This is a genomic window from Niallia taxi, assembly GCF_004005475.1.
In the GTDB taxonomy this organism is placed as follows: domain Bacteria; phylum Bacillota; class Bacilli; order Bacillales; family Cytobacillaceae; genus Niallia; species Niallia taxi.
The window spans coordinates 298,254-321,533 of sequence record NZ_RZTZ01000001.1 but is presented as its reverse complement, the minus strand read 5'-3'; the positions used below and the strand labels follow the sequence as shown (position 1 = coordinate 321,533).

Genomic DNA, 23,280 nt, shown 5'->3' with positions numbered 1-23,280 from the left:
TTATCTCAGTCGAGGCCCTCCAGTTTCTCCGCCGCTAAACGGCCGCCCTGCGCTTTTCTGGTTACCATTCTTCTTCTTTTATTTTGCTTTTGTAGAGTACGAAGTTTCCGGTGTCGATTCGTTTTTGGGTGTTTTGGGTTATTCTTGTTTCGCATTCTTTGCACATGTATGTGTGAATGGGTCTGTTTCTTAGTCGTTTTGCCTGAAAGGAGTTTTCTTCAATATCTTCTATTTTATCGCATATAACACATTTCACTTTCAATACGTGCACCTCTAATCAATGTTCTGTATTTATTTGATTATAGGCTTATTATAATACAAAAGTGGCATGGAATCGAATTTTAGTCTTTCAGGTGGTTGTTGGATTGTTCGTCTTGGTCTTCTTTTAGCTGGTTCTTTTCGTTTTGATTTAATTTACTGTCTGGTACCTTCAGGTTGCTGCCTGGGTCGTTATTAATGATGTCTGCTGGCAGCTCTGGGATCAATCTGCCTGTTATGTCTGCTAGTTCATTGAATATGCCTTGGACGGGTTCTCCGTCTTTTATGTCATCTGCGATTTCTGCAAGGCGGGCATTAATATCTGGGTCTGCGACAATCATAGAATTTGCGCCATAAGGGTCATTTTTAAGACTTTCAGCTACTGCGTACTTAATAGACCCCACTTCTGAGCGGTCCAAGTTCGCTTTAATGTCAATTCCAACGATGGCATATTTGCCGATAACAACTGCCGTTGCATCATTAACATTTGGGATGCTTGTGGCTAAAGTTACGAGGCGCTCGGAAATTTCCTGACCGGATTTTCGGTTTACTTCATTTATTGTTGAATTCTTTACATTCGCTATATGGTTGTCCGTATCGTGATTTTGGGATTCGTGATTACCATTTGCTGAACAGCCAGCTAGCAGCAGTATAAGACAAGTGCATAAAATGCTTCTTTTCATGCAGGATTACCTCCTTGTATGATGATTCCTCTAAAATTTTTTTACGCTTTCCATGTTTATTGTGCAAAATATCTTCTATCTTTATTCGGTAAAACATATATTTTATCAAGGTTCTTTCCGATATCGGAGAGTTGGCAACTTATGACGTTTTTAGAGCAGGAGGCATCAGTTTGAGTAAAATTTATGTTTTAGATACAAATGTCTTGTTACAAGACCCTTATTCCATTTTTTCTTTTGAAGACAATGATGTAGTTATTCCAGCAGTAGTTTTAGAAGAAGTAGACAGCAAAAAACGCTACATGGACGAAATAGGGAGGAATGCAAGACAAATATCAAGACTAATTGACAATCTAAGAGAATCAGGAAAACTGCATGAAAAAATACCACTCGAAAATGGCGGTACATTACGAATCGAATTGAACCATCGATCCTTTCATCAGCTACAGGAAATTTTCGTGGAGAAAACAAATGATAATCGAATTTTAGCTGTTGCTAAAAATTTGTCTCTTGAGGAAGAGAAAAAAGCAGATGGACGAACTGTCATACTTGTCAGCAAGGATACACTAGTTCGTGTAAAGGCAGATGCAATCGGCCTTGAATCAGAAGATTTTTTGAGCGACCGGGTGGTAGAGAACGATCACCTTTATACGGGTTTTACAGATGTACAAGTAACCTTAGATATATTAAATAAGTTTTACGAAAAAGGCCAGCTGCTCATATCAGAATTGGGGGCAGGGTATAATACGGGAGCTTTTTACCCGAATCAATTCATCCTTCTTAAAGACGTGCTTGGATCCTCCTCCTCGGCATTGGCGATGGTGGATGCATCGCGAAAGCATGTGAAGAAGCTTATATTTGACCATGAACATATTTGGGGGATTCGTCCTAGAAATGTTCAGCAGACAATGGCAATTGAATTGCTGCTGAAAAAGGATTTACCTTTAGTTACATTAATAGGTAAAGCAGGGACTGGGAAAACATTGCTCGCATTAGCATCAGGGCTTATGCAAACAGAGGATTATGGGGATTATAAAAAACTTCTTGTCGCAAGACCGATTGTACCAATGGGGAAAGACTTAGGGTATCTTCCTGGTGAAAAGGAGGAAAAGCTGAGACCTTGGATGCAGCCGATTTTTGATAATCTGGAATATCTTTTCAATACGAAAAAGCCTGGAGAACTAGAAGCAATCCTTGCCGGCATGGGATCTATAGAGGTAGAGGCACTGACATATATAAGAGGAAGAAGCATACCTGATCAATTTATTATCATTGATGAGGCGCAAAACTTATCTAAGCATGAAGTAAAGACAATTCTAACCCGAGTGGGGGAAGGAAGTAAAATCGTCCTTATGGGTGACCCAGAACAAATTGACCATCCATATTTGGATGCCTTTAACAATGGACTAACCTATGTAGTTGAGCGTTTTAAAGATCAGCAGATTGCTGGTCATGTCAAGCTTGTAAAGGGAGAGCGCTCTGGTTTAGCTCAATTGGCTGCAGATTTGCTGTAAGCAGTGAGCTGGGCAGCTTTTATGCGCTACCTTTGGCTAGATGCTGTCTTTAGCATCTAGTCAAAAAGCGCAGCATGACAATTTAAACAGTACTTAGTTAAGTTCGTAAGATGCATTCTTGATAATAATAAGCAGAGCGAATTATCCTCTTTATTTACCTTAATTCAAAGCCTGTGATAGATTTTATTGGTGGCTCGTCAGCACCCTTACTTTGAAAATATAAGTAAATGGGACCTTCATCAAGAATTGGCTTACCGTCTCTGCAGAAAAGGAGAACCATCTCATCCACGGCAGAAAGAGGGTAAACCTGTTCCTTGTTTGCTGTATGAATGACAATTTGCTGTACATCCTGTAATGGTTCAGCGTTTTTAATAAAAGGAGCAAGCGGCATGTAGAAAGTGCCTGACAGGATTTCTTGCTTTTTGAATTTTTTTGTTTCTGTCTGTTTCTCAGGTAATCGAGCGCCTTCAAGCAATTCGCGATCCCAGTGTTTTGATACCTCTTTCGTATATGCCTCTAATTCAGATTTTGCTTGGCTAGGAGCGAATATTTCCTCACTAGTTTTCTTACGGTCATCAAAAATCCAAACACTTGGATCAATAGTAATTGGAAAAGTGACTAACCCTTTTACTTGGATAATTTGGCTCATAAATATCTCTCCAGTCTAAAAAGCTGTTTGAAAAAATTATGTATGTAATCAGTATATCTTTTCCATGCAGCTTTGTCAGTTTTCAGTTTTATATGAATAAGAGATTTCCAGTATTTGAAAATCGGTAAATAACTTTCTTATGATAGTTCTTGCAATTTTGTTATGTTGAGTTTAAACTTTATAGATAGGATAATCGCTCGGAAACGGGGGGATAAGGTTGACTTCTGACATGATCATAAATCATAAAGAGAAAGCAAGTGCACTGCTAAAAGCAGATGCTGAAAAAATACTAAAGCTTATAAAAGTTCAAATGGATAACTTAACAATGCCACAATGTCCTTTATATGAGGAAGTTTTGGATACACAAATGTTTGGATTATCTAAAGAGATAGATTTTGCCATCCGTCTAGGGTTAGTGGAAGAAAGTGTCGGCAAGAAGATACTAGATGAATTGGAGAAAGAACTTTCAGTATTGCATGAAGCATCTATAAGAAAATAATAAACGAACTCAAACAAACGAACTCTATTGTTTGAGTTTTTTTGTTTGCCGTTATTTTATGAAAAAAGAAATCAATGTTATAATTCTGATAACATGATAGAATATTAGAAAGCAGCAAATGAAAATCTTCTGAGCGAATCAGGCAGGATTTGAAACAAATGACAGCGAATGTATTGTCATTGCTAAGAATGAGTAAGGGGTAGCAGCAGATGTTAAAAAAAATCTTAAAATCATATGATTATACACTGATTGTTGCAATGGTCTTACTATCACTATTTGGGGTTATCATGATATACAGTGCTAGTATGGTATCATCTGTCCAGTATTATGGTCATGACAGCAGCAGTTATTACTATAAAAAACAGATCATTAACTTGCTTGTGGCAGGAGTTGCTTTTATTTTTGTCGCGCTTTTTCCATATAAGGCATTTATGAGCAACAGATTTCTTGTTCCGATGGTTTTAGTGTCCGTAATAGGCCTTTTCGGAGTCTTTTTACTTGGTCACGTAGCAGGAAACGCACAAAGCTGGTACAAGGTAGGTACAGCAAGCTTGCAGCCTGCGGAATTTGTCAAGCTGTCTGTCATTATTTATCTTTCGGCTATATATGCGAAAAAACAATCTTACATAAACGAATTTAACAGAGGAGTTGCACCTCCACTTGCATACTTAGTGCTTGTATGTGCACTCGTCGGGCTTCAGCCTGATTTCGGGACAGCTGCCATTATTTTCATGATTGCAGCAACAATTATCGTCTGTTCCGGTATGAGCATGAAGAACTTAATGAAGCTTGCCGGCATCGGTCTTGCTTTTGGCGGATTTTTTGCTATTGTTATGCAGCTTTTCGGCAAAGATGTATTGACGGCAAAGCAATTGAGCAGAATTTTTGTGTTTCTGGATTCGCCTTTCTCTAAAGAAGTAGTCCAAGGCAGCGGCTATCAAATGAGCAACTCACTCCTTGCAATTGGCGGCGGAGGCTTAAAAGGTCTTGGCCTGGGGCAAGGAATTCAGAAGCTTGGGTATTTAACAGACGGTCATACCGATTTTATTATGGCTGTCATTGCAGAAGAGCTCGGCATTTTCGGAGTCGGCTTTGTCGTAGTATGCTTAAGCTATATCGTTTTACGAGGAATATACATCGGTTTGAAGTGCAAGGATCCCTTTGGCAGCTTGCTTGCAATTGGAATATCAAGCATGATCGGCATACAGTCATTTATTAATATTGGCGGTGTATCCGGAGTAATTCCACTAACAGGTGTGCCGCTTCCGTTTGTAAGCTATGGCGGTTCATCACTCGTACAGCTTGCTATCGGTATGGGGATACTATTGAATGTATCTATGTTTACAAAATATGAAAAAGTTTATAAAAACAAAGAAGAAGATTCCATACCTTCAATGCCTAAATCAATAAGAAGAAAACGATTTGCGCAAAATGAGAGGTTCTAACCAAAGAGGATGTCCGCTAAACTTAGTGGGCATCTTCTTTTATTTTCCTATGTAAGTGAAGTTTATCCATTTCGGTTATTTTATTTGGCTATTAGGACAAATAGATTTATAATAGAACTTGGCTCGAAGGAATCTCTTTCGTTTAGGGATACTTTTATTTTTTTGTAAAAAATTGCGGAAAAAAAGCTGTAAATATGTTTTAATAGTAAAAGGGCCTTTTTTCATCGTATAAATGTTGAAAACATTGTGAAATGAGGCACAAACGATTTCAGTGATCAAACAAACTATTGTCTGCTCCAACGATCAAGTTTTTTATAAAAAAGCATAGAGATTTTGGTTAAAATAAAGGAGGAAACATCTATGGCAAATTATAGAGCGTATCCTGAAGCTCAAGTGGACGGAGAACTACCAAAAACATCGGCGTGGAAGGATTTTTTAGCGCTGATAAAAATAGGTATAGTTAACTCTAACCTGATTACAGTCTTTACAGGCTTGTGGCTGGCGCTGCATTTTTCTGGAGAGAAATTTTTGATGAACATCGACACAGTCCTGTATACATTAATAGGCTCAGCGTTAATTATCGCAGGTTCATGTGCGCTTAACAATTTTATTGACATGGACATTGATCCACTTATGGAAAGAACAAAGGAAAGACCAACTGTTACAGGAAAAGTAACACCAAAAAAGGTTGCGATATTAGGGTTCGGTCTTTTGGCAATCGGAACATTCTTTATGTTGCTTACAACCATTTCCGCAACAGTTATTGCATTAGTTGGTGCTTTTAGCTACGTGGTCGTTTACACAATGTGGTCTAAGCGCAGACTTGTTTCGAATACAGTAATTGGAAGCTTTTCAGGCGCTGTTCCACCATTAATCGGCTGGGCTGCAATTGATCCAAACCTTGATATTATGGCGTGGAGCTTATTCTTAATCATGTTCTTCTGGCAGCCACCACATTTCTATGCATTGGCAATTAGAAGAGTAGAGGAATATCGTGCAGCAGGCGTTCCAATGCTGCCTGTAGTGAAAGGCTTTGAAGTAACGAAGAAACATACGTATGGCTGGATTATTGCTCTTTTTCCACTGCCATTCCTACTAATGAAGCTAGGTGTACCTTTCTTAATTTTGGCAACATTGCTTAATGTCGGCTGGATTATAACAGGTATTTTGGCAAGTAAGAAAAAGGACGAGATTAAATGGGCGACTGCCATGTTTGTATATTCTCTTCAATACATGACGATCCTTTTCGTTGCGATGGTCATTGTCACATTTATATAAACTTAAGATAAGAGGATATTCTATCTTTGGATGGACACGATAATTCAACATCTCATCACTTTTTGTTTTGTCTCATTAACAGTTATTCGCAAAGTCAGGAATGCAGCTTGATTCTTGCTTGGTGATGCGGTTAAGATAAAGAGAGCTTGACAGACTTTGATGAGATTGCCAAGATGCAAGCGTGTTTATCCTTTGATGGAATATCTTTTTTTATGGCAAATTACGTGAACTAGTACATATTTTTATGTGAGAAGGTACACTTTTAAAAAAGGCTGTCATAAAGCTTGATTGATATAACATTTTATTAGAGAGGGTTTGAAAATGAACTATTCACTACCAATTTTACCTACTATTAGCACTACTTTTATTGTACTCAGTGCGATTTTTGTCGCAATCGGTTGGGGATTGATAATTAAAAGGAAAATAGAAGCACACCAAAAAGTAATGCTTATTGCAGCTGTATGTGCGGTTGTTTTCTTTGTTATTTATGCTTCAAGAACAATTTTTATTGGAAATACAGCGTTTGGCGGACCAGATGATATCAAAATATATTACACCATATTTTTGATTTTTCATATAACATTAGCGACAACTGGAGCAGTACTGGGCATCACTATGCTCGTAACAGGCTACAGAAAACGTTATGATATACATCGCAAACTTGGTCCGACGACAAGCATTATATGGTTTTTCACAGCAATAACAGGTGTTGCCGTATATGTGCTTCTGTATGTAATCTATCATGGCGGTGAGACTACTTCGGTTATTAAAGCAATACTAGGGTTTTAAGGCAGAAAGCCATTGTCTATCATATTTTATTTCAGAAATGCTATACTATTTAGTAAGTAGCAAACATATAATGATAGAAATGATGGTAGAGAGGGGGTTCAGCCTCTGAAAACGATAATCAGGATTGTGGTTATTATTTCTATATTGCTTGCATTTTGGTTTTATTTAAGTATTACGGAAACGCGCGATAGCTCTGATGCTCTTGTAGATGAAGGCGAGAACTCTGCAAAGGTGGATGAGGGGTTAACGGAGGAAGCTGCCGAAGACTCATCCATTACAATGCCGAAAGAAGGACTTGGCAGTATGATTGGCAGCACTGCTAAGGAGCTTGTTAAGAAATATGGAGAACCAACTAGAAAAGATCCCTCCAATTATGAATATGAATGGTGGATTTACAATAAAGATTCCTCTAAATATTTCCAGGTTGGTGTGCTTGATGATAAAGTGGTAACGATTTTTGCAATCGGACAAGATGTCGACATCTCTCCCTACAAGATTGGGGAAGAAGTAGGCGATATTTATGAAAAGACTCCAATTGAAACGAATATCAGCTTAAAATATGAAGACTCCTCCTATCGGTTTGAGCTTTCAGAAGACGAGATAAATAATCGGCCACTTGTGAAAATGGGCGATTATTATGTGCAGCTGTACTTTGATAAGTTTACAGGGACGTTATCAAGTGTACGTTATATGGATGCAAGGACATTGCTTCAAATCAGGCCATATGAACTTGTGTACAGAGGAGAGCTGTTAGAAGGGGCCTCTGAAGTAAAGGAAAATGAAGCGGTTGAGGATGGCAATGAACGGCAAATATTAGATATAACAAACGTTATTAGAAGCAGATTTAAATTAGCGTCAGTTAAATGGGATGAAGAAACAGCAAATGTTGCGTTAGGGCATAGTGTTGATATGTATGATACAAAGGACTTTTCCCATACTTCCGCTAAAACCGGGGACTTGGAGGCAAGGCTTAAGGCTGGAGATGTCTTTTATCAGCTCGCAGGGGAAAATATAGCGGCAGGCTATACCGACGCCGCAGCTGTCATGGAAGGCTGGCTTAACAGTAAAGGCCATAGAGAATGCCTTCTGAATGAGAAATTCACCCATTTAGGTGTTGGTGTATACAATAAATACTATACACAAAACTTTATTGAAAAATGGTAGACTTTGAAACACTCCAATGTCAGGCAGACAATTGGAGTGTTTTTTTTTGCCCAAAAATATTTTGCAGGAAAGACACCTTTTAAGAGCCTACACATATAGTATGTTAGGCATATGTAACGTAAAAGAGGTGAAGATCATGTCAGAAAAGCAACTACATCCTTCTGTTCAGCAATTTAAAGATTTCGTAAAAACACAGCCCCACCTTATCCAGGAAGTAAGAAGGGGAGACACGACTTGGCAAAGATTGTTTGAAGATTGGTACTTGCTTGGAGAAGAAGATACTCGCTTTAACAGCAATCCATCAGCAGGAAAGCAGGAAGAGGCTAGTACTGATTCGAGCAAATCACTGTGGATGTCTACAGTTATGAATTCCTTGAAAAACATGGATCAAAACCAGGTTCAAGGGTATATTGCTAACATTAGTCAGGCACTTGGCACAATTCAAGGTGTTATTTCCCAATTTTCTCCGAGCAGCGGAGGCTCACAAAATGCTAGCACGAAAGCAACGAAACAGCCAACAGGACCTTTTTCATTTCGAAAAGACTAGCGGAGGGGACTTAGATGAGGAAGAATGTGAAGGAATATATTGAGCAAAACAGAGAGTTACAGCAGTTCATTCGTGAACAGCCCCTTTGGTACCGGCAATTATGTAGGAATCCAAGTGAATTGCAAAGTTTTGAAATTGCGTCCATGCATTATTACAAAAAAACGATTCCTCACCGTGTTGAAAAATTTTCTAATGGTGTTCAGATGGCATCCATGATGTTCAGTATGTTTCAAGCAATGAATGCCCAATCATGATGGCTCAACTAACAAAATAATAAATTGAGAGTAAAAAGAGTGGTAGCAGCGAATACTAAACGAAAAGTACTTAGTCAGGGAGCTGTTCCTTATGAAAAAAATACTATTGTTTTGTATTCCTGCTCTATTTCTATTAAATGGCTGCAATAATGATGTCCCAGATCCTGAAGTAAAGGAGACAGGACAAGCCCAAGAAGCGCAGAATGAAACGGTATCTGCTATGGCCATGCCAAAGGATGTTACTGTCCAATACTTAGTAAAAGGGAATAATCTTTATGTTGATTGTAAAACATCAACTATTTCCTTTCGTGAAGACAGTGACAAGGAAACAGGAAAAATCATGCTTTCATTGGATGGCAAACCAGCAGGTGTGTTTAATAGTGCAGCATTTGTCGTCAGAAATGTGGCAACTGGTCAGCATCATGCCCATTTGAAGATTGTTAACAATAAAGGGACAAATGTGTTTGAAAAGGAATTTAACGTGATAATTGATTAAGTGGTTATAGCAGGCTATCATCCTGTTTTCGCACAGATTGCTTTCTTTTCTCACGCTTATCAGTTAAAATGAGAATTGGAGGTGAGCTAATAGTGCTTGCTACAACCGAAATGATTATGATACAAGAAGAGGCAGAGTCCATTGCCGAAATGATATTGGAATCAGATGTGGCAGAACAATATCGAATACGTATGGCAAACCTCTATACCGATAAAGAAACACAGAGCAAAATCATTTCTTTTAATGAAATGAAAGAACTGTACGAAGAAGTGCAGCGTTTCGGCAAATATCATCCTGAGTATAAGCGTGTCATGATGGAAATCAGACAGCTCAAAAGGGAAATGGATATGGACGAAAATGTTGCTGCATTTAAAATAGCGGAAAACAACTTGCAAAAATTGCTCGATGAGGTAAGTGTCATCATTGGTAAGTCTGTCTCTGAATTTGTTAAAGTTCCGACAGGAAATCCATTCTTTGATGAGCTTTCCGGCTGCAGCGGAGGCTGCGGCAGTGGAGGAAGCTGCAGTTGTTCAGCATAATGATGGAAGGCGATGATGACTTCTAAGCTTCATCGCCTTTTTTATGTATTATTCAGTAGCAATGTTGTCCTTTTTTGAAAAGTGGCACAACTAAGTATGTTTTTTTACGATGCTGTGCTAAAATGAAAAAAATTGAAGTGGGGGGATTCCATGCTAGGGCAGAGGCAAGGATTGGTCGTTTACCTTTATTCGTTGAAGCAGGCGAAAATGCTGCGCAGATATGGGAATGTCCACTATATATCCAAAAGATTAAAGTATGTTGTGCTTTATACGAATTTAAATGAAGCAGAAGCATTAATGGAAAAGCTAAACTCCTTCTCTTTTGTAAAAAAAGTGGAGCCTTCCTATAAACCATTCTTGAAAATGGAGTTTGAAAATTCCAAACCGGATAAAGCAAAAGAGTATGATTATAAGATGGGTATATAAAAAAACTGAGAATATTTCTTAGTTTTTTTTTATGAAAAAAAAACCTGCAAGCGAGCGGCTTGCAGGCTCCTTCTATATCCTTTTAGGAAAGAAGGTAAAGGGAGAGGAGAAACCGGAGGAAGAACTTATGGGGAAACGTAAGTCTTCTCCGCGGTTGGCAACAACATCCTCGAATAGATGCTGTTAATTACAGTATTGCCAAGGATGCTCAGCTTATACATTACAGATTGTTTTTTTAGTGAAAAAAAAGCGAGAAGCGAAAATAATGTGAATGCACAGTGTTTTTTATATGTAATTTATGATATAGAATGCATGTGATATGGAATCACAGAAATGTTTATGTTAGGATAGTCATGATAATGCTATAACAACTAATAATTCAGTGGTGATGTATGATGAGAGTCGTTTCAGGAACGAATAAGGGCATTTCGTTAAAGGCGGTGCCTGGTAATTCGACAAGACCGACTACGGATAAAGTAAAAGAAGCGATCTTTAATATGATTGGTCCTTATTTTGAGGGCGGAGTCGGGCTCGACCTTTTTGCTGGAAGTGGCGGGCTAGGTATTGAAGCATTAAGCAGAGGGCTAGACAAAATCATTTTTGTAGATAAAGACGGCAAAGCGATACATACGATAAAGACCAATATTGCTGCATGCAGATTGGAAGACAATTCTGAGGTTTATCGCAATGATGCAGAGAGGGCGATTAAGGCGCTCATTAAAAGAGAAGCTGTTTTTGATTACATATTTTTAGATCCGCCATATAAAAAACAGCAATTGGAAAAATTAGTGACAACTATTGATGGAGAAGGGCTGCTTGCAAGCGATGGTGTCATTGTATGTGAACATGGTTCTGAAATCAGTCTTCCAGACAAGATTAGTAATCTTGAACAAGTGAAGCATGAAAAGTATGGAATCATTGCCGTTTCTATCTATTCAAAACAAACAGATGTGGAGGAATATACATAAATGGCTAGTATTGCAGTATGTCCTGGCAGCTTTGACCCAATTACAAACGGTCATATTGATATAATTAAACGAGGGGCAAAGGTTTTTGATCAAATTTATGTATGTGTATTGAACAATTCATCGAAAAAACCTTTTTTCTCTGTGCAGGAAAGACTGGAGCTAATAAAGGAAGTAACAAAGGACATTCCTAATGTTACCGTCTCCTCCTATGAAGGCCTTCTTATTGAATATGCGAAAAGTGTTAACGCAACTGCGATTATTCGTGGCCTTCGTGCTGTTTCGGACTTTGAATACGAAATGCAAATCACATCAATGAATAGAGTTTTGTCAGATGAAATTGAAACATTTTTTGTTATGACTAATAATCAATATTCCTTTTTGAGTTCAAGTATTGTGAAAGAGGTCAGCAAATATGATGGAGATATATCTGAACTTGTGCCGCCAACAGTGGAAAGCGCGTTGAAGGAAAAATTCCGGCAGTTAAAAGGATAGACAAAAGGCTTGTGAAGGATCTTCACAAGCCTTTTTTTATTTAAATAGTTCTCTTCCTCCAAGGAAGTCTAATAAATAATACAACCACATATATCGATAAACAAATGATGGTGAATGCAGGGCCAGCCTCCATCCATTTTTCAGCTGCTGCAGCAAGCCAACTAGTATCATTAATAAAGTCAGGCATTGCAAAAGCAGGCTTATCATCTTCTAGGAAACGGGTGCTGAATGCGTCCCAGAACAAATAGGTGTAGATGCTTGCGAAAAATGCCTGCAAAATCCTTGCGAAGAAGAATGGCTTAAAACTGATATCTGTTTGTGCCAGGATGCTTGCAACCTGTGCTTGCACGCTTAAGCCGCAAAAGCCAAGAATCATGCTTGTTACAATGGCCTGATGCATTAATGTGCTCGTTTCCACACCGCTTGTCAATTTGCTTCCAAGCGTGATTTCAAAAATACCTGCAATGAACGGAATTGACAAGGCGCTGGAGAAGGAAAAAAGATCAAAAAATTTCTCAACACCACCTGCTAGAAGGGATGTCACTTGTAAGTGAAACAATAAACGGTTGATAACAGAAAATAAAATAATAAAGCCGCCTATCATTAAGAGAGACTGTATAGAAGAAGTTACAGCATCTCCAAGAAGCTTTCCTAATGGACGCTTATCCTTTAAGCGGGTATGATGAAGCTCCCGCATTGCACGCTTTAAAGATGGGATGGAGGTTTCTTTTCTTTTATGTGTCGGCTTCTCGTCAGATCCATAAAATCTCATACAGAGACCAACCGTGAAATTTGCCAAATAGTGTGTACCTGCAAGCAGGAAGCCAAGCTTTGGATTATGAAAAAAGGCGGCAGAGACAGCGCCGATGATAAACATTGGGTTTGATGCATTGGAAAACGATACAAGCCTTTCAGCCTCTAACTTTGTCAACTGCTTCTCCTCACGTAATCTAGCCGTTAATTTTGCGCCTGTTGGAAAACCGGATACCATTCCCATTGCCCACACGAACCCCCCGACACCTGGTACTTTAAAAAGCGGGCGCATAATTGGCTCTAATAGGACACCTAAAAATCGAACAACGCCAAAACCGATCAGCACTTCAGATAAAATAAGAAAAGGAAGCAAGGATGGGAACACGATTGTCCACCATGTGTTTAAACCGTCCTTCGATGCCTCGACTGCAGTTGCAGGGAATGTTACTAGGGCAAAAGCTAAAAAGGATGCTGTGCCAGCTAGAATAATGGTTTTCACTCTCGAACGATACAAGGATATATTCCCTCCCTTAAAAAATGATTTTTCTAAACTCGTCCCATAGCCCTCTACCAAACAATATACTCATAAGTAGAAAAAAAAGACCATAAGATTACTGTGAGCAAATTAAATAATTGGAGGGTATTCCTCAATGAAGCGACCAAAAATTGGATTGGCTCTCGGTTCCGGCGGAGCCAGGGGATTTGCACATATTGGAGTCATAAAAATACTAAAGGAGGCTAATATTCCGATAGACTATATAGCAGGAAGCAGCATCGGCTCGATCGTCGCTTCCTTGTATGCGGCAGGAAGTGATATTGACAGACTCTATTTTCTTTCCAAGTTTTTTAAACGCAAATACTATCTCGACTTCACATTGCCAAGGATGGGATTTATAGCAGGGAATAAAGTGAAGGAGCTTATTCATCTGTTCACATATGGAAAAAACATCGAAGACTTGGATATTCCAATTGCCATCGTGGCAACAGACTTGTCGTCAGGCGAGAAGGTCGTTTTTAAAAAGGGGCCGATTGCAGAAGCTGTCAGGGCCAGTATTTCTATACCTGGTATTTTTGTACCGGAAAAAATGGACGGGCGGCTCCTTGTTGATGGAGGGGTTATTGACAGAATACCTGTATCTGTTGTGAAGGAAATGGGGGCAGACTTAATTATTGCTGTAGATGTAGCAAATGTAGACAATGATGCAGAAATTGGCTCCATTTATGATGTCATCATGCGCAGTATTGACATTATGCAGCGGGAGCTTGTTAATAACCGGGAAGTAGCGAGTGACTTTATGATACGACCCCAAGTCGAAATGTTTAACAGTAAAGCATTTACAGATTTAGAGAAAATTATTGAAAGAGGAGAGGAAGAGGCGCGTCTTCATATAAACTCTATTCAAAAAGAAATCGCAAAGTGGAAAAAAGGAAAAAAGGAATGACCGTATTTCGGCATTCCTTTTTTCCTTTTCGGCTAATCCTTCATAATCGGCGGTTGACTGTATTCCATTGCTAACAGCGTTTTTTGGTGGGGAGCCTGTGCAGCTACTGTATAAATAGAAGCTGCCCTGACATCCAAGTCTATTTGACTATGCTGAAACGAGGAAAGCTTGCTGATAAGCGGCAGCTTCAATGCCTTTTTTCTTTCCTTCAGATAGGCTCTCCCTTGTTTGGAGCTTCCAAGAAGGCGCAGATAGGCTGGTGTATTGTTTGCGTTCATTTCTTCCTTTTTTGTATTTGTCAGAATGTGGACACAAATGCGCTGTAGCCTTGTCCATGTGTACCGCTTTGTTTTAAGCAACGAAATGAATTCATGAAAGGAGCTCGCTTTTTCGTAGGACGACAAAATACGATTCTCAATTCCTTCTTCCACTTCATAAATGGTCTGCAACTCAGTGCTAGTCATTTGCATCAGTCTGAATTTAAGAGATGGCCAATATTTTTCCCATTCGTGAAAAATGGCAAACCTTTGTTTATAATCTTCTAAAATTTTTAAAGTGACAGCATTCACATACGGTGAAATAGGCTCAAGGCTGTTTCCTTCCATGATTTCTTTGCGTATACTTGTAGCGCTGGCGATTGTGTCGGACGTGAAATCCGTGTCATGATAGCCAGCTTTGATTCGCTGTACCGTATGAAGCTCTATTGGCAAGTCTTGTGATAGGACCGCCTTCACATACTCAAAGCCTAAAATATTGTTTGGCAAGGTCAAATCCACGACATCCTCCATGCTTGTCATTTCTGTGAAGGTTGCTGCCATTGCTTTCGGATAACTAGAGCCCGCCTGCATATGTTTTTTTATGCTTGTATTAAAAGTGTCCTTGTTCTTATTCAATAAATAATATGTATGAATAAATTCGTGGATGTCCCCTGATTCGCTTCCAAAGCAGATGGCGTCACAGCAGATGCTGTCGAGAAGCTGTACCGCTCCTTGTGCAAATATAGTAGCATGCTGTGAGCTAAAAGCATAAGGTAATTCAATAACGAGGTCAACACCGCCAGAAAGGGCCATTTCCGCTCTATGCCATTTTGACAGCAGAGCAGGCTCACCACGCTGCAGGAACGGGCCGCTCATGACAGCTATGACAATATCTGCATTTGATAATTCCTTTGCTTTTTGGATATGATGTAAATGTCCATTATGAAATGGATTATATTCGACAATAATACCAACAGCTTTCATTTTGAATCTCCTTAAAAGTTCTTTCGAAAAAAGTATGGCAACTCATGTTTGTACCTACTATTTTTATCTTAGAATACATGATATGAAAGGGATGCGCAAAGCACCTCTAAAAAATGTCGGAAAAGTTGCAGGAAAGAATAGTTGCAATTCCTTCTATTCTAGGTAGAATAGAAACAGCAGTATACTATTTGTAAAAAGTATTTTTGGATTCCATTTTGAAATACAAAATGCAAAAAGATAGTGTAAAGAAAAAATATTGACAAATAATTATATGAAAGCTATAATTACCTTTGTTGCCTTGGGGTGATATATATGAAATGGACGTTAAGCCAGTTACAAAAATACCGAAGTAAGGGATTATCTATTGATGAAACAATAAATGTGGATGGAATTAAGGAAGTTGATTCCTCCATAAGACGTGTATCTCCTATGCATATTACAGGAAGAACAGATATTGATTCAAAGAAAGTGACTTTTCATTTAAAAATACAAGGTCATTTAGTATTACCTTGCTCTCGTACTTTAGTAGACGTGGATTATCCAATTAATGTAGAAACGACAGAAACTTTCCTTTTAAATGTTTCAGAATATGAAACAGGAGAAGAGGAAGTTCATCAAGTAAAAGGCGATGTAATTGACGTATTGCCAATTATTGAAGAAATTCTTTTACTTGAAGTACCAATGCAAGTATTCTGTGAAGACATTACAGAAGAGGGAGCTCCTCAGTCCGGTAGGGATTGGGAAGTTATCCACGAGCAGGTTCAGACGGAGAAGGTTGATCCTCGACTTGCTGGTCTTGCGAAATTTTTTGAAAATGAGTAATCAGTCCTTGCTTAACGGCTAAGGACACAAAAGAAAACCTGAGAATGGATTTATCTGCTCTCAAGACTTTCTTAATACTCTTTAAGGAGGTGGGAAGAATGGCTGTACCTTTTAGAAGAACATCTAAAACTGCAAAAAGAAAACGTCGTACACATTTTAAATTACAAGTGCCTGGTATGGTAGAATGCCCTAACTGTGGTGAAATGAAACTTGCTCACCGCGTATGTAGCGCTTGCGGAACATACAAAGGTAAAGAAGTTGTAAGCAACTAATTTTCCTTTTCAAAAAAGCACCGGACAATCGTCTGGTGCTTTTTTGTGTTTTTTTAAGAAAAAATTGTTATTTTATGTATAATAGAAATACCTAGTAGCTTATGACAGGAGGGGTTTACTGGTATGATTGTAGTCAGTTCATGTTTAGCAGGAATGAAAGTAAGATATAACGGCACAGACAGCCTTAATGAAAAAATTACAGAGCTAATCGAAAACGAACGTGCGGTAGCTGTTTGTCCAGAATTGCTAGGGGGATTTCAGACACCAAGGGAGCCTGCTGAAATTAAAGGAGGCAATGGCTACGATGTTCTTGAAGGCAAAGCGACCGTAGTAGATAAAAACGGGATTAATGTGACAGAGCTGTATTTGGCCGGTGCTTATAAGACTCTTGAAATCGTGCGGAAGCTCCAAGCAAATACAGTTGTTCTTAAGGAAAATAGTCCGTCCTGTGGCAGCAGCCAAATATATAATGGTCATTTTGAAGGGGTTAAGTGTAATGGTGCAGGGGTTACGACAGCGCTGCTAAGAAGAGAAGGAATACAAGTTATATCAGAGCTGGAATTAGCACCTTAATAGACTAGCTTTGCAAGGAATAGTTGCCCTATAAAAGTGCATAATGTTGCAATATAAAGCACTATTAAGACATGTCAGTTATCTTTCTAGCTGCATATTGATTATTTTTTTTTCTAAAAGAGCAAATATCAGTCTATCTTTTCTAGTAGATGCATATGTATGGTAAAAACACTAGGAGGGATTTAACTGATGACAACAACAAGACAAGATGCTTGGTCAAAGGATGAGGACATACTGCTAGCTGAAGTAGTACTACGCTTAATTAGAGAGGGTGGTACACAGCTTCAAGCGTTTGAAGAAGTAGGGAAGCTACTATCAAGAACAAGTGCTGCATGCGGGTTTCGGTGGAACTCTTATGTGCGCAAACAATATAAATCAGCTATAGAGTTAGCGAAAAGCCAACGAAAACAGTTGAAAAAAGGCTTTATTCTCGTGGAAGAGCCAATTGAAGAAGTTTCTGCGCAAGAAAGCACTGCTGAACTTGAAGAGGATAAAGACTTCGAAGAAATTTTGCAATATTTAAAAAGTATTTACGATAAATCGTTAAAGTATGAGGAGCATCACGATACGGATGCTGTGAAAGAAAGATCTGCAGAGCTTGAGGCCAAATATAGTGAACTATATAATGAGAACCAAAAGCTGCAAAAGGAACTGCAAACAATGGAAGAAGCATATAAAGCTCTTGTGGAATTGATGGAAAAAGCCCGGAAAATGGTTGTATTTAAAGAAGAGGAAAAACAGCAAAACGCCTAGCGTGCATAATATAAAACCACCCCTTTAAACTTTTGTACTTAAAAATGTTTAAGGGGGTTTATTTGTCTAGATTCACGAAAGAATCCATTAAATGAATTGTCCCAAGAAAAGGGCAAACATTCCTTTACATAGCCAATATGCATTTCATATGCCCTTAAATAACGGCTAACATACGATATTTATAGGTACTTTTACCTTAATTGCTACTAATTTAGCTAGAAAATGTTAAGATAATATTACAGAACAATTAAGTATACAGGGAAAAAAGGTGTTGTAATGAAAATAAGCATTATCGGCGGTGGTGCCATCGGCTTGCTTTGTGCAGCTTATCTAGCATCAAAACATAAAGTGACCGTATATGTTCGGACGGAAAGTCAAAGAGACCTATTAAGAGAAAAAGGACTTACTATTTCACTTATAGATAAGATGGAAAAGCAATATGTCAGTGTAGAACTTTTTGAAAATTGGGATGGTTCAGGTGACCTCACTATTATTACTGTCAAGCAGTATCAACTAGAGCCTGTCATGAAACAGGTGAAGAAGTTGTCTAACGACATCCGTGCACTTTTGTTCCTTCAAAATGGCATGGGACATTTACAAGCGATAGAAGAGCTAACTGTGGAAGAATTATATGTTGGTATAGTAGAGCATGGTGTGATGAAGCTTGATGGAGCGAGTATTAGGCATGCTGGAGTCGGTTCTATCCAAATTGCTAGTCTACCTTTTTGCGGAAGAAATCGTCCAAGCAGGATAGGAGAAAGGCTTACAGAGAGCAGTATCCCGAATTTTGAGCTGCACATGCAGACAGACCCAATTTGGATGATGCAAAAGAAATTGGTTGTGAATTGCTTGGTCAATACGTTGACAACTATCTTGGAAATTAATAATGGGAAGCTAATTGAAAATGCGCACTATGAACGTCTTCTCATGCCATTTATGGAGGAAATTACGGGAATTTTTGAATGGAATAATGACCAAAAAGCAGTAATTAAGCAGTATGTTTGGAAGGTTATTAAGCAAACAGGTGCAAATAAATCCTCCATGTTAAAGGACCTTGAGCTAGGGAGAAAGACAGAAATTGATGCTATTTTAGGGTATGTATTGGAACTGGCTACAAAGAAGGACAAGCATGCACCATTATCAGCAGCATTTTATGAAATGCTTAAAGGCAAGGAGCAAGAAAGGGAAGGGGGGATTTAATGTTTCAATTCACTTCAGCTGTCATCAGTTTTTTCGTAGCGTTTCCGATTATATGCTATCTTTTAATATTTATCCTGTGTAAACAAATTACGAAAAAACACAGACTGTCCGTAAACTTCGCATTAGATATCAGCACACTTTTTTTTATTATCTCCGTTCATTTTTTAATTGTTTCTATTTGGGGGGAATCGCTGTTATCTTATATATTACTAGTTATTCTATTTATTGGTGTTTTCATGGTTATCCTTCATTGGAAGGTGAAACAGGAGATTGTCTATCGAAAAGTCTTTCGAGGATTTTGGCGAATTAATTTCCTGCTCTTTTTTTGTGCTTACCTTTTTTTGATGGCGTATGGACTCATTTACTATGTAATAAAACAGTTCAGTATATAACACAAATACATAAAAAAAAGAAAAAGACAATTTTTAAGCAAAGTCTTTTTCTTTTTTTTATGGAGAGTGCTATACTCTCTATGTATGTAAAGATTAGGTTATTATATAAACAATGATTATTACGATGGACTTTATGAAACAAAGAATAATTGAAACTTTTGTTAAGAAAGGAAGTACATAAATGGAGATGGTAAATCTCTCGTTACCAGCGGGGAATCAGTTTGCGACAGATTATTTATCACAGGTCGATAAAGTGAACAATTTTTATCATTATTCTTATAGTGATAATGAGAGCTACAAACAAAGAGTGAAAGAACTGGAGAAAAGGCAATTCATGAGAAATGAATTGGCAGATCATATTGCTGGTTATATGAGAGCTTTTCCTCAATCAGACAAAGTTCAGCAAAACATTGCTCGCTTGAGAGAGGACAACAGTGTTGTTGTTATTGGTGGACAGCAAGCTGGTATTCTTACAGGACCGTTATATTCTATACATAAAATTATCAGCATTATCCTGCTTGCAGACAAAAAGGAAAAAGAACTGAAAATTCCTGTCATTCCTGTCTTCTGGATTGCGGGCGAGGATCATGATTATTTAGAAGTAAATCATGTATTTGTGCCAGGCAGTGAAAAAATGGTAAGAAAAACGTACCCGCAAAGGGTAATCGAGAAAAAGATGGCTTCAGACATTGAATTAGATAAGGAAGTTTTTAAAGTTTGGGCCGAGAAGCTAATTAAGGCTGATGGAGAAACAACGCATTCGAAGCATTTGCTTGCACTAGTTAAGGAAGCGGCTGAAGCATCTGAGACATTTGTCGATGTCTTCAGCTATTTAGTGATGCAGCTATTTTCTAAGTTTGGCTTGCTTATTGTCGATTCAGGAAATAAAGATTTACGGACGCTTGAGAAAGAAATATTCTTGAATCAAATCAGTCAATTTAAAGAAATTGGTGAAGCAGTCAGCAAGCAGCAATCATTGGTTAAGGAAAGCGGCTATGCAACTGTTATTGAAATGAGCGAAAATCCAGTTAACTTATTCTATTATGATGAGGACAATTCTGAGAGAATTCTGCTTACATATGATGAAGAAAAGCAGCAGTTTGTTGGCAAGGATCAATCGGTGCATTTCACTGCGGCTGAGCTTAAGGAAATCGCCAGTGAATTTCCCCACAAGCTAAGCAATAATGTGGTAACAAGACCGATTATGCAGGATTTGCTGTTTCCGACACTAGCATTCATAGGCGGGCCTGGTGAAATAGCTTATTGGGCTGAACTAAAACAAGCATTTGAACAAATGAGCATCAAAATGCCGCCAATTGTCCCACGTCTAAACATTACCTTGCTGGAAAGATGTGTGGAGGCTGATTTGGAGGAACTAGGGTTAGAATTATCTGATGTGATTAAATCAGGTACAGAAGAAGCCTGCAATGCCTTTTTGGCATCTGTAAGTAATGAGAAAGTGGATTTGCTGCTCACACAGCTAAAGCAGGATATTGCCGATAAATACACGGATTTACAGGGTGAGATAGAAAATGATATGAAAGGCTTGCTTCCAATACTTAAAAAGAATGAGAGTCTACTGCAAAATCAAGTTGATTTTCTTGCTAAGAAGGTAGAATTAGAACTTAAGAATAAGCATGAAGTGATTTTAAGTAAGTTTAATCGCATTGAACGATGTATAAGACCTGATGGTATACCTCAGGAACGCGTGTGGAATGTATTCTACTTCTTAAATCATTTTGGTTTAGATTTTCTTGAAGACGTACTTATGCTGCCAATGGAGTTTGATGGCACACATAAGGTCGTTAAAATGTAATATTTGAAGCTGTCCTGTTAAATAGGGCAGCTTTTTTTGCGTTTATCAGGCAAAATCAAACATTTTACTTCAATATATAAGTAAAACTGCCGAAATAAAAGGCGAATATGCAAAATTTGCTTTTAAAAAAACTAGGATATCTCTTGCAGGAAATGAATAATCCAGATAGAATTTATTTATCAGTGGTGGAAAGTGGGGGATTGTGGTACATTGAGGTTAGAAAGTGGGGGTAACAGGTATGTTTATGGGCGAATATCATCATAATGTTGATGCTAAAGGTCGTTTGATCGTACCTGCAAAATTTAGGGAGCATTTAGGTGAAACCTTTATATTAACCCGCGGACTTGATCAATGCTTATTCGGATACCCACTATCAGAATGGGAAATAATAGAAGAGAAATTAAAAGCCCTTCCTTTAACAAAGAAAGATGCTCGGGCATTTACCCGGTTCTTTTTTTCAGGAGCCACAGATTGCGAGCTTGATAAACAAGGGCGCATTAATATTGCTTCTCCCTTAATGCAATATGCAAAGCTTGAGAAGGAATGTGTTATTTTAGGCGTATCAAATCGTATCGAGATTTGGAGTAAATCCCTATGGGAAGATTATTTTTCTGAATCTGAGGATTCTTTTGCAGAAATTGCAGAAAATATGATTGGGTTTGATATTTAAAAACGTTTTTTGAAAAATCTATAGACAGGTGGACAACATGTTTAAACATACTACAGTATTGCTGAATGAGGCCGTTGACGGCTTAAATATACAACCAGATGGCATTTATGTCGACTGTACACTTGGTGGAGCAGGTCACAGTGAGCTGATTCTATCCAAACTATCCGACAAAGGCAGATTAATTGCATTTGACCAGGATGAGACAGCGATTATGAATGCAGAGAAAAAGCTTGAGCGTTATAAAGACAAGCTGACAATCGTCAAAAGCAACTTCAGTAATCTTAAAGAAGAAATACATAATCTAGGTATTACAAGTGTGGATGGTGTTCTTTACGATTTAGGTGTTTCCTCTCCGCAGGTCGACACACCAGAAAGAGGCTTCAGTTATCATCATGATGCTCCCCTCGATATGAGAATGGACAGTGATGCTGATATTTCTGCATACGATGTTGTGAATAATTGGAAATACGAGGATTTAGTCAGAATATTTTTCCGTTATGGGGAAGAGAAGTTTTCCAAGCAAATTGCTCGCAAGATTGAAGCGGCAAGAGAAACAAAGCCTGTTGAAACAACAGGTGAACTTGTTGAATTGATTAAGGATGCCATTCCTGCACCTGCAAGAAGAAAAGGCGGACATCCAGCAAAACGAGTTTTTCAAGCAATAAGAATTGCAGTAAATGATGAGCTAGGCGTTTTTGAGGATTCAATTGGACAAGCTATATCTTTGTTAAATCAAGGAGGAAGAATTAGTGTCATCACCTTCCATTCCCTTGAAGATAGAATTTGTAAAGCTGCTTTCAAAAAGGCGAGTGATCTGCCTGATTTACCGCCAGGACTACCGATAATTCCAGCTGAGTTCCAGCCAGAACTGAAGCTTGTTTCTAGAAAGCCGATTGTTCCGTCTGATGAAGAGCTTGAAGAAAATAACAGGGCAAGATCTGCGAAGCTTCGCATAGCAGAAAAATTATAAGACTTTAGGAGGTATACAAATGAGCAATTTAGCGCGAAAGCTTCAGCAGGAACAGTTTCAGCATGAAGAAAAACAAACAGTTAAAAAGGTATTAAAGCAGACTAAATCATTATTATCTCCTGGAGAAAAGCTGATCGGGATTGCATTCGTCGCACTGCTGTGTTTTGGCGGTGTGAAGATTGTCAGTAACCAAGCAGAAATTTATCAAGTGAACAAGGACATCCAGATTGCAGAGGGCTCCATTTCCAAGCTTGAAAAGTCCAATAAGGAATTGGATATAGAAGTTAAGGACTTGAGCAGCTTTGAAAGAATTAGGGAAGTCGCAGAAAAACTTGGCCTTGATTTCAGCAAAGATAATGTAAAGGTTGTGCAATAAAA

29 protein-coding genes are annotated in these 23,280 nt (G+C 38.4%); 24 read left to right on the top strand and 5 right to left on the bottom strand.

The features are described from left to right. Positions 1 to 61: 61 nt before the first annotated feature. Together EM808_RS01710 and EM808_RS01705 are read right to left on the bottom strand one after the other, a co-directional pair. Positions 62 to 262 carry a YlaI family protein gene (locus EM808_RS01710; RefSeq protein WP_127734899.1) on the bottom strand — a complete coding sequence of 67 codons (201 nt, stop codon included), beginning with the start codon at positions 260 to 262 and terminating at the stop codon, positions 62 to 64. 79 nt (positions 263 to 341) lie between these two features. Then, positions 342 to 941, bottom strand: coding sequence for a YhcN/YlaJ family sporulation lipoprotein (locus EM808_RS01705; RefSeq protein WP_127734896.1), 600 nt, complete (start codon positions 939 to 941; stop codon positions 342 to 344). A gap of 170 nt (positions 942 to 1,111) precedes the next feature. Between EM808_RS01705 and EM808_RS01700 the strand changes: the two genes are divergently transcribed. Next, positions 1,112 to 2,452: a PhoH family protein gene (locus EM808_RS01700; RefSeq protein ID WP_127734893.1), complete on the top strand. Its 1,341-nt coding sequence runs from the start codon at positions 1,112 to 1,114 to the stop codon at positions 2,450 to 2,452. Positions 2,453 to 2,606: 154 nt separating this feature from the next. Here the strand turns inward: EM808_RS01700 and EM808_RS01695 are convergent, their stop codons facing one another. After that, on the bottom strand, positions 2,607 to 3,101 hold the full coding sequence (locus tag EM808_RS01695; RefSeq protein ID WP_127734890.1) for a peptidyl-prolyl cis-trans isomerase: 495 nt from the start codon (positions 3,099 to 3,101) through the stop codon (positions 2,607 to 2,609). 217 nt (positions 3,102 to 3,318) lie between these two features. Here EM808_RS01695 and EM808_RS01690 point away from each other — a divergent pair, with 217 nt between their 5' ends. The 12 genes from EM808_RS01690 (at position 3,319) to coaD (ending at position 11,998) form a co-directional block, all read left to right on the top strand. Beyond that, a complete protein-coding gene (locus tag EM808_RS01690) occupies positions 3,319 to 3,600 on the top strand; it encodes an Fpa/YlaN family protein (RefSeq protein ID WP_127734886.1) in 282 nt (93 codons plus the stop codon). Positions 3,601 to 3,809: 209 nt separating this feature from the next. Next, entirely contained in the window at positions 3,810 to 5,045 is a 1,236-nt protein-coding gene (locus tag EM808_RS01685; RefSeq protein WP_127734884.1) for an FtsW/RodA/SpoVE family cell cycle protein, read from the top strand. Between the two features lie 360 nt (positions 5,046 to 5,405). After that, on the top strand, positions 5,406 to 6,323 hold the full coding sequence (cyoE, locus tag EM808_RS01680; RefSeq protein WP_127734881.1) for a heme o synthase: 918 nt from the start codon (positions 5,406 to 5,408) through the stop codon (positions 6,321 to 6,323). Positions 6,324 to 6,644: 321 nt separating this feature from the next. Further along, positions 6,645 to 7,112, top strand: coding sequence for a DUF420 domain-containing protein (locus tag EM808_RS01675; RefSeq protein ID WP_127734879.1), 468 nt, complete (start codon positions 6,645 to 6,647; stop codon positions 7,110 to 7,112). A 105-nt stretch (positions 7,113 to 7,217) separates the two neighbouring features. After that, on the top strand, positions 7,218 to 8,276 hold the full coding sequence (locus EM808_RS01670; protein WP_164849577.1) for a CAP domain-containing protein: 1,059 nt from the start codon (positions 7,218 to 7,220) through the stop codon (positions 8,274 to 8,276). A gap of 136 nt (positions 8,277 to 8,412) precedes the next feature. Further along, positions 8,413 to 8,823: a YlbD family protein gene (gene ylbD / locus EM808_RS01665; protein ID WP_127734876.1), complete on the top strand. Its 411-nt coding sequence runs from the start codon at positions 8,413 to 8,415 to the stop codon at positions 8,821 to 8,823. Positions 8,824 to 8,837: 14 nt separating this feature from the next. After that, entirely contained in the window at positions 8,838 to 9,077 is a 240-nt protein-coding gene (locus EM808_RS01660) for a YlbE-like family protein (RefSeq protein ID WP_127734873.1), read from the top strand. A 91-nt stretch (positions 9,078 to 9,168) separates the two neighbouring features. After that, a complete protein-coding gene (locus EM808_RS01655; RefSeq protein WP_127734870.1) occupies positions 9,169 to 9,573 on the top strand; it encodes a hypothetical protein in 405 nt (134 codons plus the stop codon). 92 nt (positions 9,574 to 9,665) lie between these two features. Then, positions 9,666 to 10,112 (top strand): YlbF/YmcA family competence regulator, encoded by a 447-nt coding sequence (locus tag EM808_RS01650; protein WP_127734867.1) that lies wholly within the window; start codon positions 9,666 to 9,668, stop codon positions 10,110 to 10,112. Between the two features lie 150 nt (positions 10,113 to 10,262). Further along, a complete protein-coding gene (locus EM808_RS01645) occupies positions 10,263 to 10,538 on the top strand; it encodes a YlbG family protein (RefSeq protein WP_127734864.1) in 276 nt (91 codons plus the stop codon). A gap of 395 nt (positions 10,539 to 10,933) precedes the next feature. After that, the gene (rsmD, locus tag EM808_RS01640; RefSeq protein ID WP_127736644.1) at positions 10,934 to 11,506 is read left to right on the top strand and encodes a 16S rRNA (guanine(966)-N(2))-methyltransferase RsmD; all 573 of its coding nucleotides are present in this window, start codon (positions 10,934 to 10,936) and stop codon (positions 11,504 to 11,506) included. Further along, a complete protein-coding gene (coaD, locus tag EM808_RS01635; protein ID WP_127734861.1) occupies positions 11,507 to 11,998 on the top strand; it encodes a pantetheine-phosphate adenylyltransferase in 492 nt (163 codons plus the stop codon). It abuts the gene before it with no gap. A 40-nt stretch (positions 11,999 to 12,038) separates the two neighbouring features. Here the strand turns inward: coaD and ylbJ are convergent, their stop codons facing one another. After that, positions 12,039 to 13,265 carry a sporulation integral membrane protein YlbJ gene (ylbJ, locus tag EM808_RS01630; RefSeq protein WP_127734857.1) on the bottom strand — a complete coding sequence of 409 codons (1,227 nt, stop codon included), beginning with the start codon at positions 13,263 to 13,265 and terminating at the stop codon, positions 12,039 to 12,041. Between the two features lie 136 nt (positions 13,266 to 13,401). Here ylbJ and EM808_RS01625 point away from each other — a divergent pair, with 136 nt between their 5' ends. Continuing rightward, positions 13,402 to 14,193, top strand: a complete 792-nt coding sequence (locus EM808_RS01625) for a patatin-like phospholipase family protein (RefSeq protein ID WP_127734854.1) — start codon at positions 13,402 to 13,404, stop codon at positions 14,191 to 14,193. A 32-nt stretch (positions 14,194 to 14,225) separates the two neighbouring features. Here the strand turns inward: EM808_RS01625 and EM808_RS01620 are convergent, their stop codons facing one another. Further along, on the bottom strand, positions 14,226 to 15,434 hold the full coding sequence (locus tag EM808_RS01620) for a nucleotidyltransferase (RefSeq protein WP_127734851.1): 1,209 nt from the start codon (positions 15,432 to 15,434) through the stop codon (positions 14,226 to 14,228). 312 nt (positions 15,435 to 15,746) lie between these two features. On the opposite strand from EM808_RS01620, the gene EM808_RS01615 reads away from it, so the two are divergent. The 10 genes from EM808_RS01615 to ftsL all read left to right on the top strand — a co-directional run bounded on the left by EM808_RS01615 (position 15,747) and on the right by ftsL (position 23,278). Next, a complete protein-coding gene (locus tag EM808_RS01615) occupies positions 15,747 to 16,256 on the top strand; it encodes a YceD family protein (RefSeq protein ID WP_127734848.1) in 510 nt (169 codons plus the stop codon). Between the two features lie 98 nt (positions 16,257 to 16,354). Then, positions 16,355 to 16,528, top strand: coding sequence for a 50S ribosomal protein L32 (gene rpmF, locus EM808_RS01610; protein ID WP_016200993.1), 174 nt, complete (start codon positions 16,355 to 16,357; stop codon positions 16,526 to 16,528). A gap of 123 nt (positions 16,529 to 16,651) precedes the next feature. Beyond that, entirely contained in the window at positions 16,652 to 17,101 is a 450-nt protein-coding gene (locus tag EM808_RS01605; RefSeq protein WP_127734844.1) for a 2-thiouracil desulfurase family protein, read from the top strand. 189 nt (positions 17,102 to 17,290) lie between these two features. Next, entirely contained in the window at positions 17,291 to 17,854 is a 564-nt protein-coding gene (locus tag EM808_RS01600) for an RsfA family transcriptional regulator (protein ID WP_127734841.1), read from the top strand. 276 nt (positions 17,855 to 18,130) lie between these two features. Next, complete coding sequence (locus EM808_RS01595; protein WP_127734838.1) at positions 18,131 to 19,054, top strand: ketopantoate reductase family protein; 924 nt, start codon at positions 18,131 to 18,133, stop codon at positions 19,052 to 19,054. Then, complete coding sequence (locus EM808_RS01590) at positions 19,054 to 19,446, top strand: DUF3397 domain-containing protein (protein ID WP_127734835.1); 393 nt, start codon at positions 19,054 to 19,056, stop codon at positions 19,444 to 19,446. The genes EM808_RS01595 and EM808_RS01590 overlap by 1 nt, the downstream gene beginning before the upstream one ends. A gap of 181 nt (positions 19,447 to 19,627) precedes the next feature. Then, the gene (gene bshC, locus EM808_RS01585) at positions 19,628 to 21,262 is read left to right on the top strand and encodes a bacillithiol biosynthesis cysteine-adding enzyme BshC (RefSeq protein WP_127734832.1); all 1,635 of its coding nucleotides are present in this window, start codon (positions 19,628 to 19,630) and stop codon (positions 21,260 to 21,262) included. Positions 21,263 to 21,500: 238 nt separating this feature from the next. Further along, a complete protein-coding gene (gene mraZ / locus EM808_RS01580; protein ID WP_127734829.1) occupies positions 21,501 to 21,932 on the top strand; it encodes a division/cell wall cluster transcriptional repressor MraZ in 432 nt (143 codons plus the stop codon). 37 nt (positions 21,933 to 21,969) lie between these two features. Continuing rightward, positions 21,970 to 22,902 (top strand): 16S rRNA (cytosine(1402)-N(4))-methyltransferase RsmH, encoded by a 933-nt coding sequence (gene rsmH / locus EM808_RS01575; RefSeq protein WP_127734826.1) that lies wholly within the window; start codon positions 21,970 to 21,972, stop codon positions 22,900 to 22,902. Between the two features lie 19 nt (positions 22,903 to 22,921). Beyond that, complete coding sequence (ftsL, locus tag EM808_RS01570; RefSeq protein WP_127734823.1) at positions 22,922 to 23,278, top strand: cell division protein FtsL; 357 nt, start codon at positions 22,922 to 22,924, stop codon at positions 23,276 to 23,278. Positions 23,279 to 23,280: the final 2 nt, after the last annotated feature.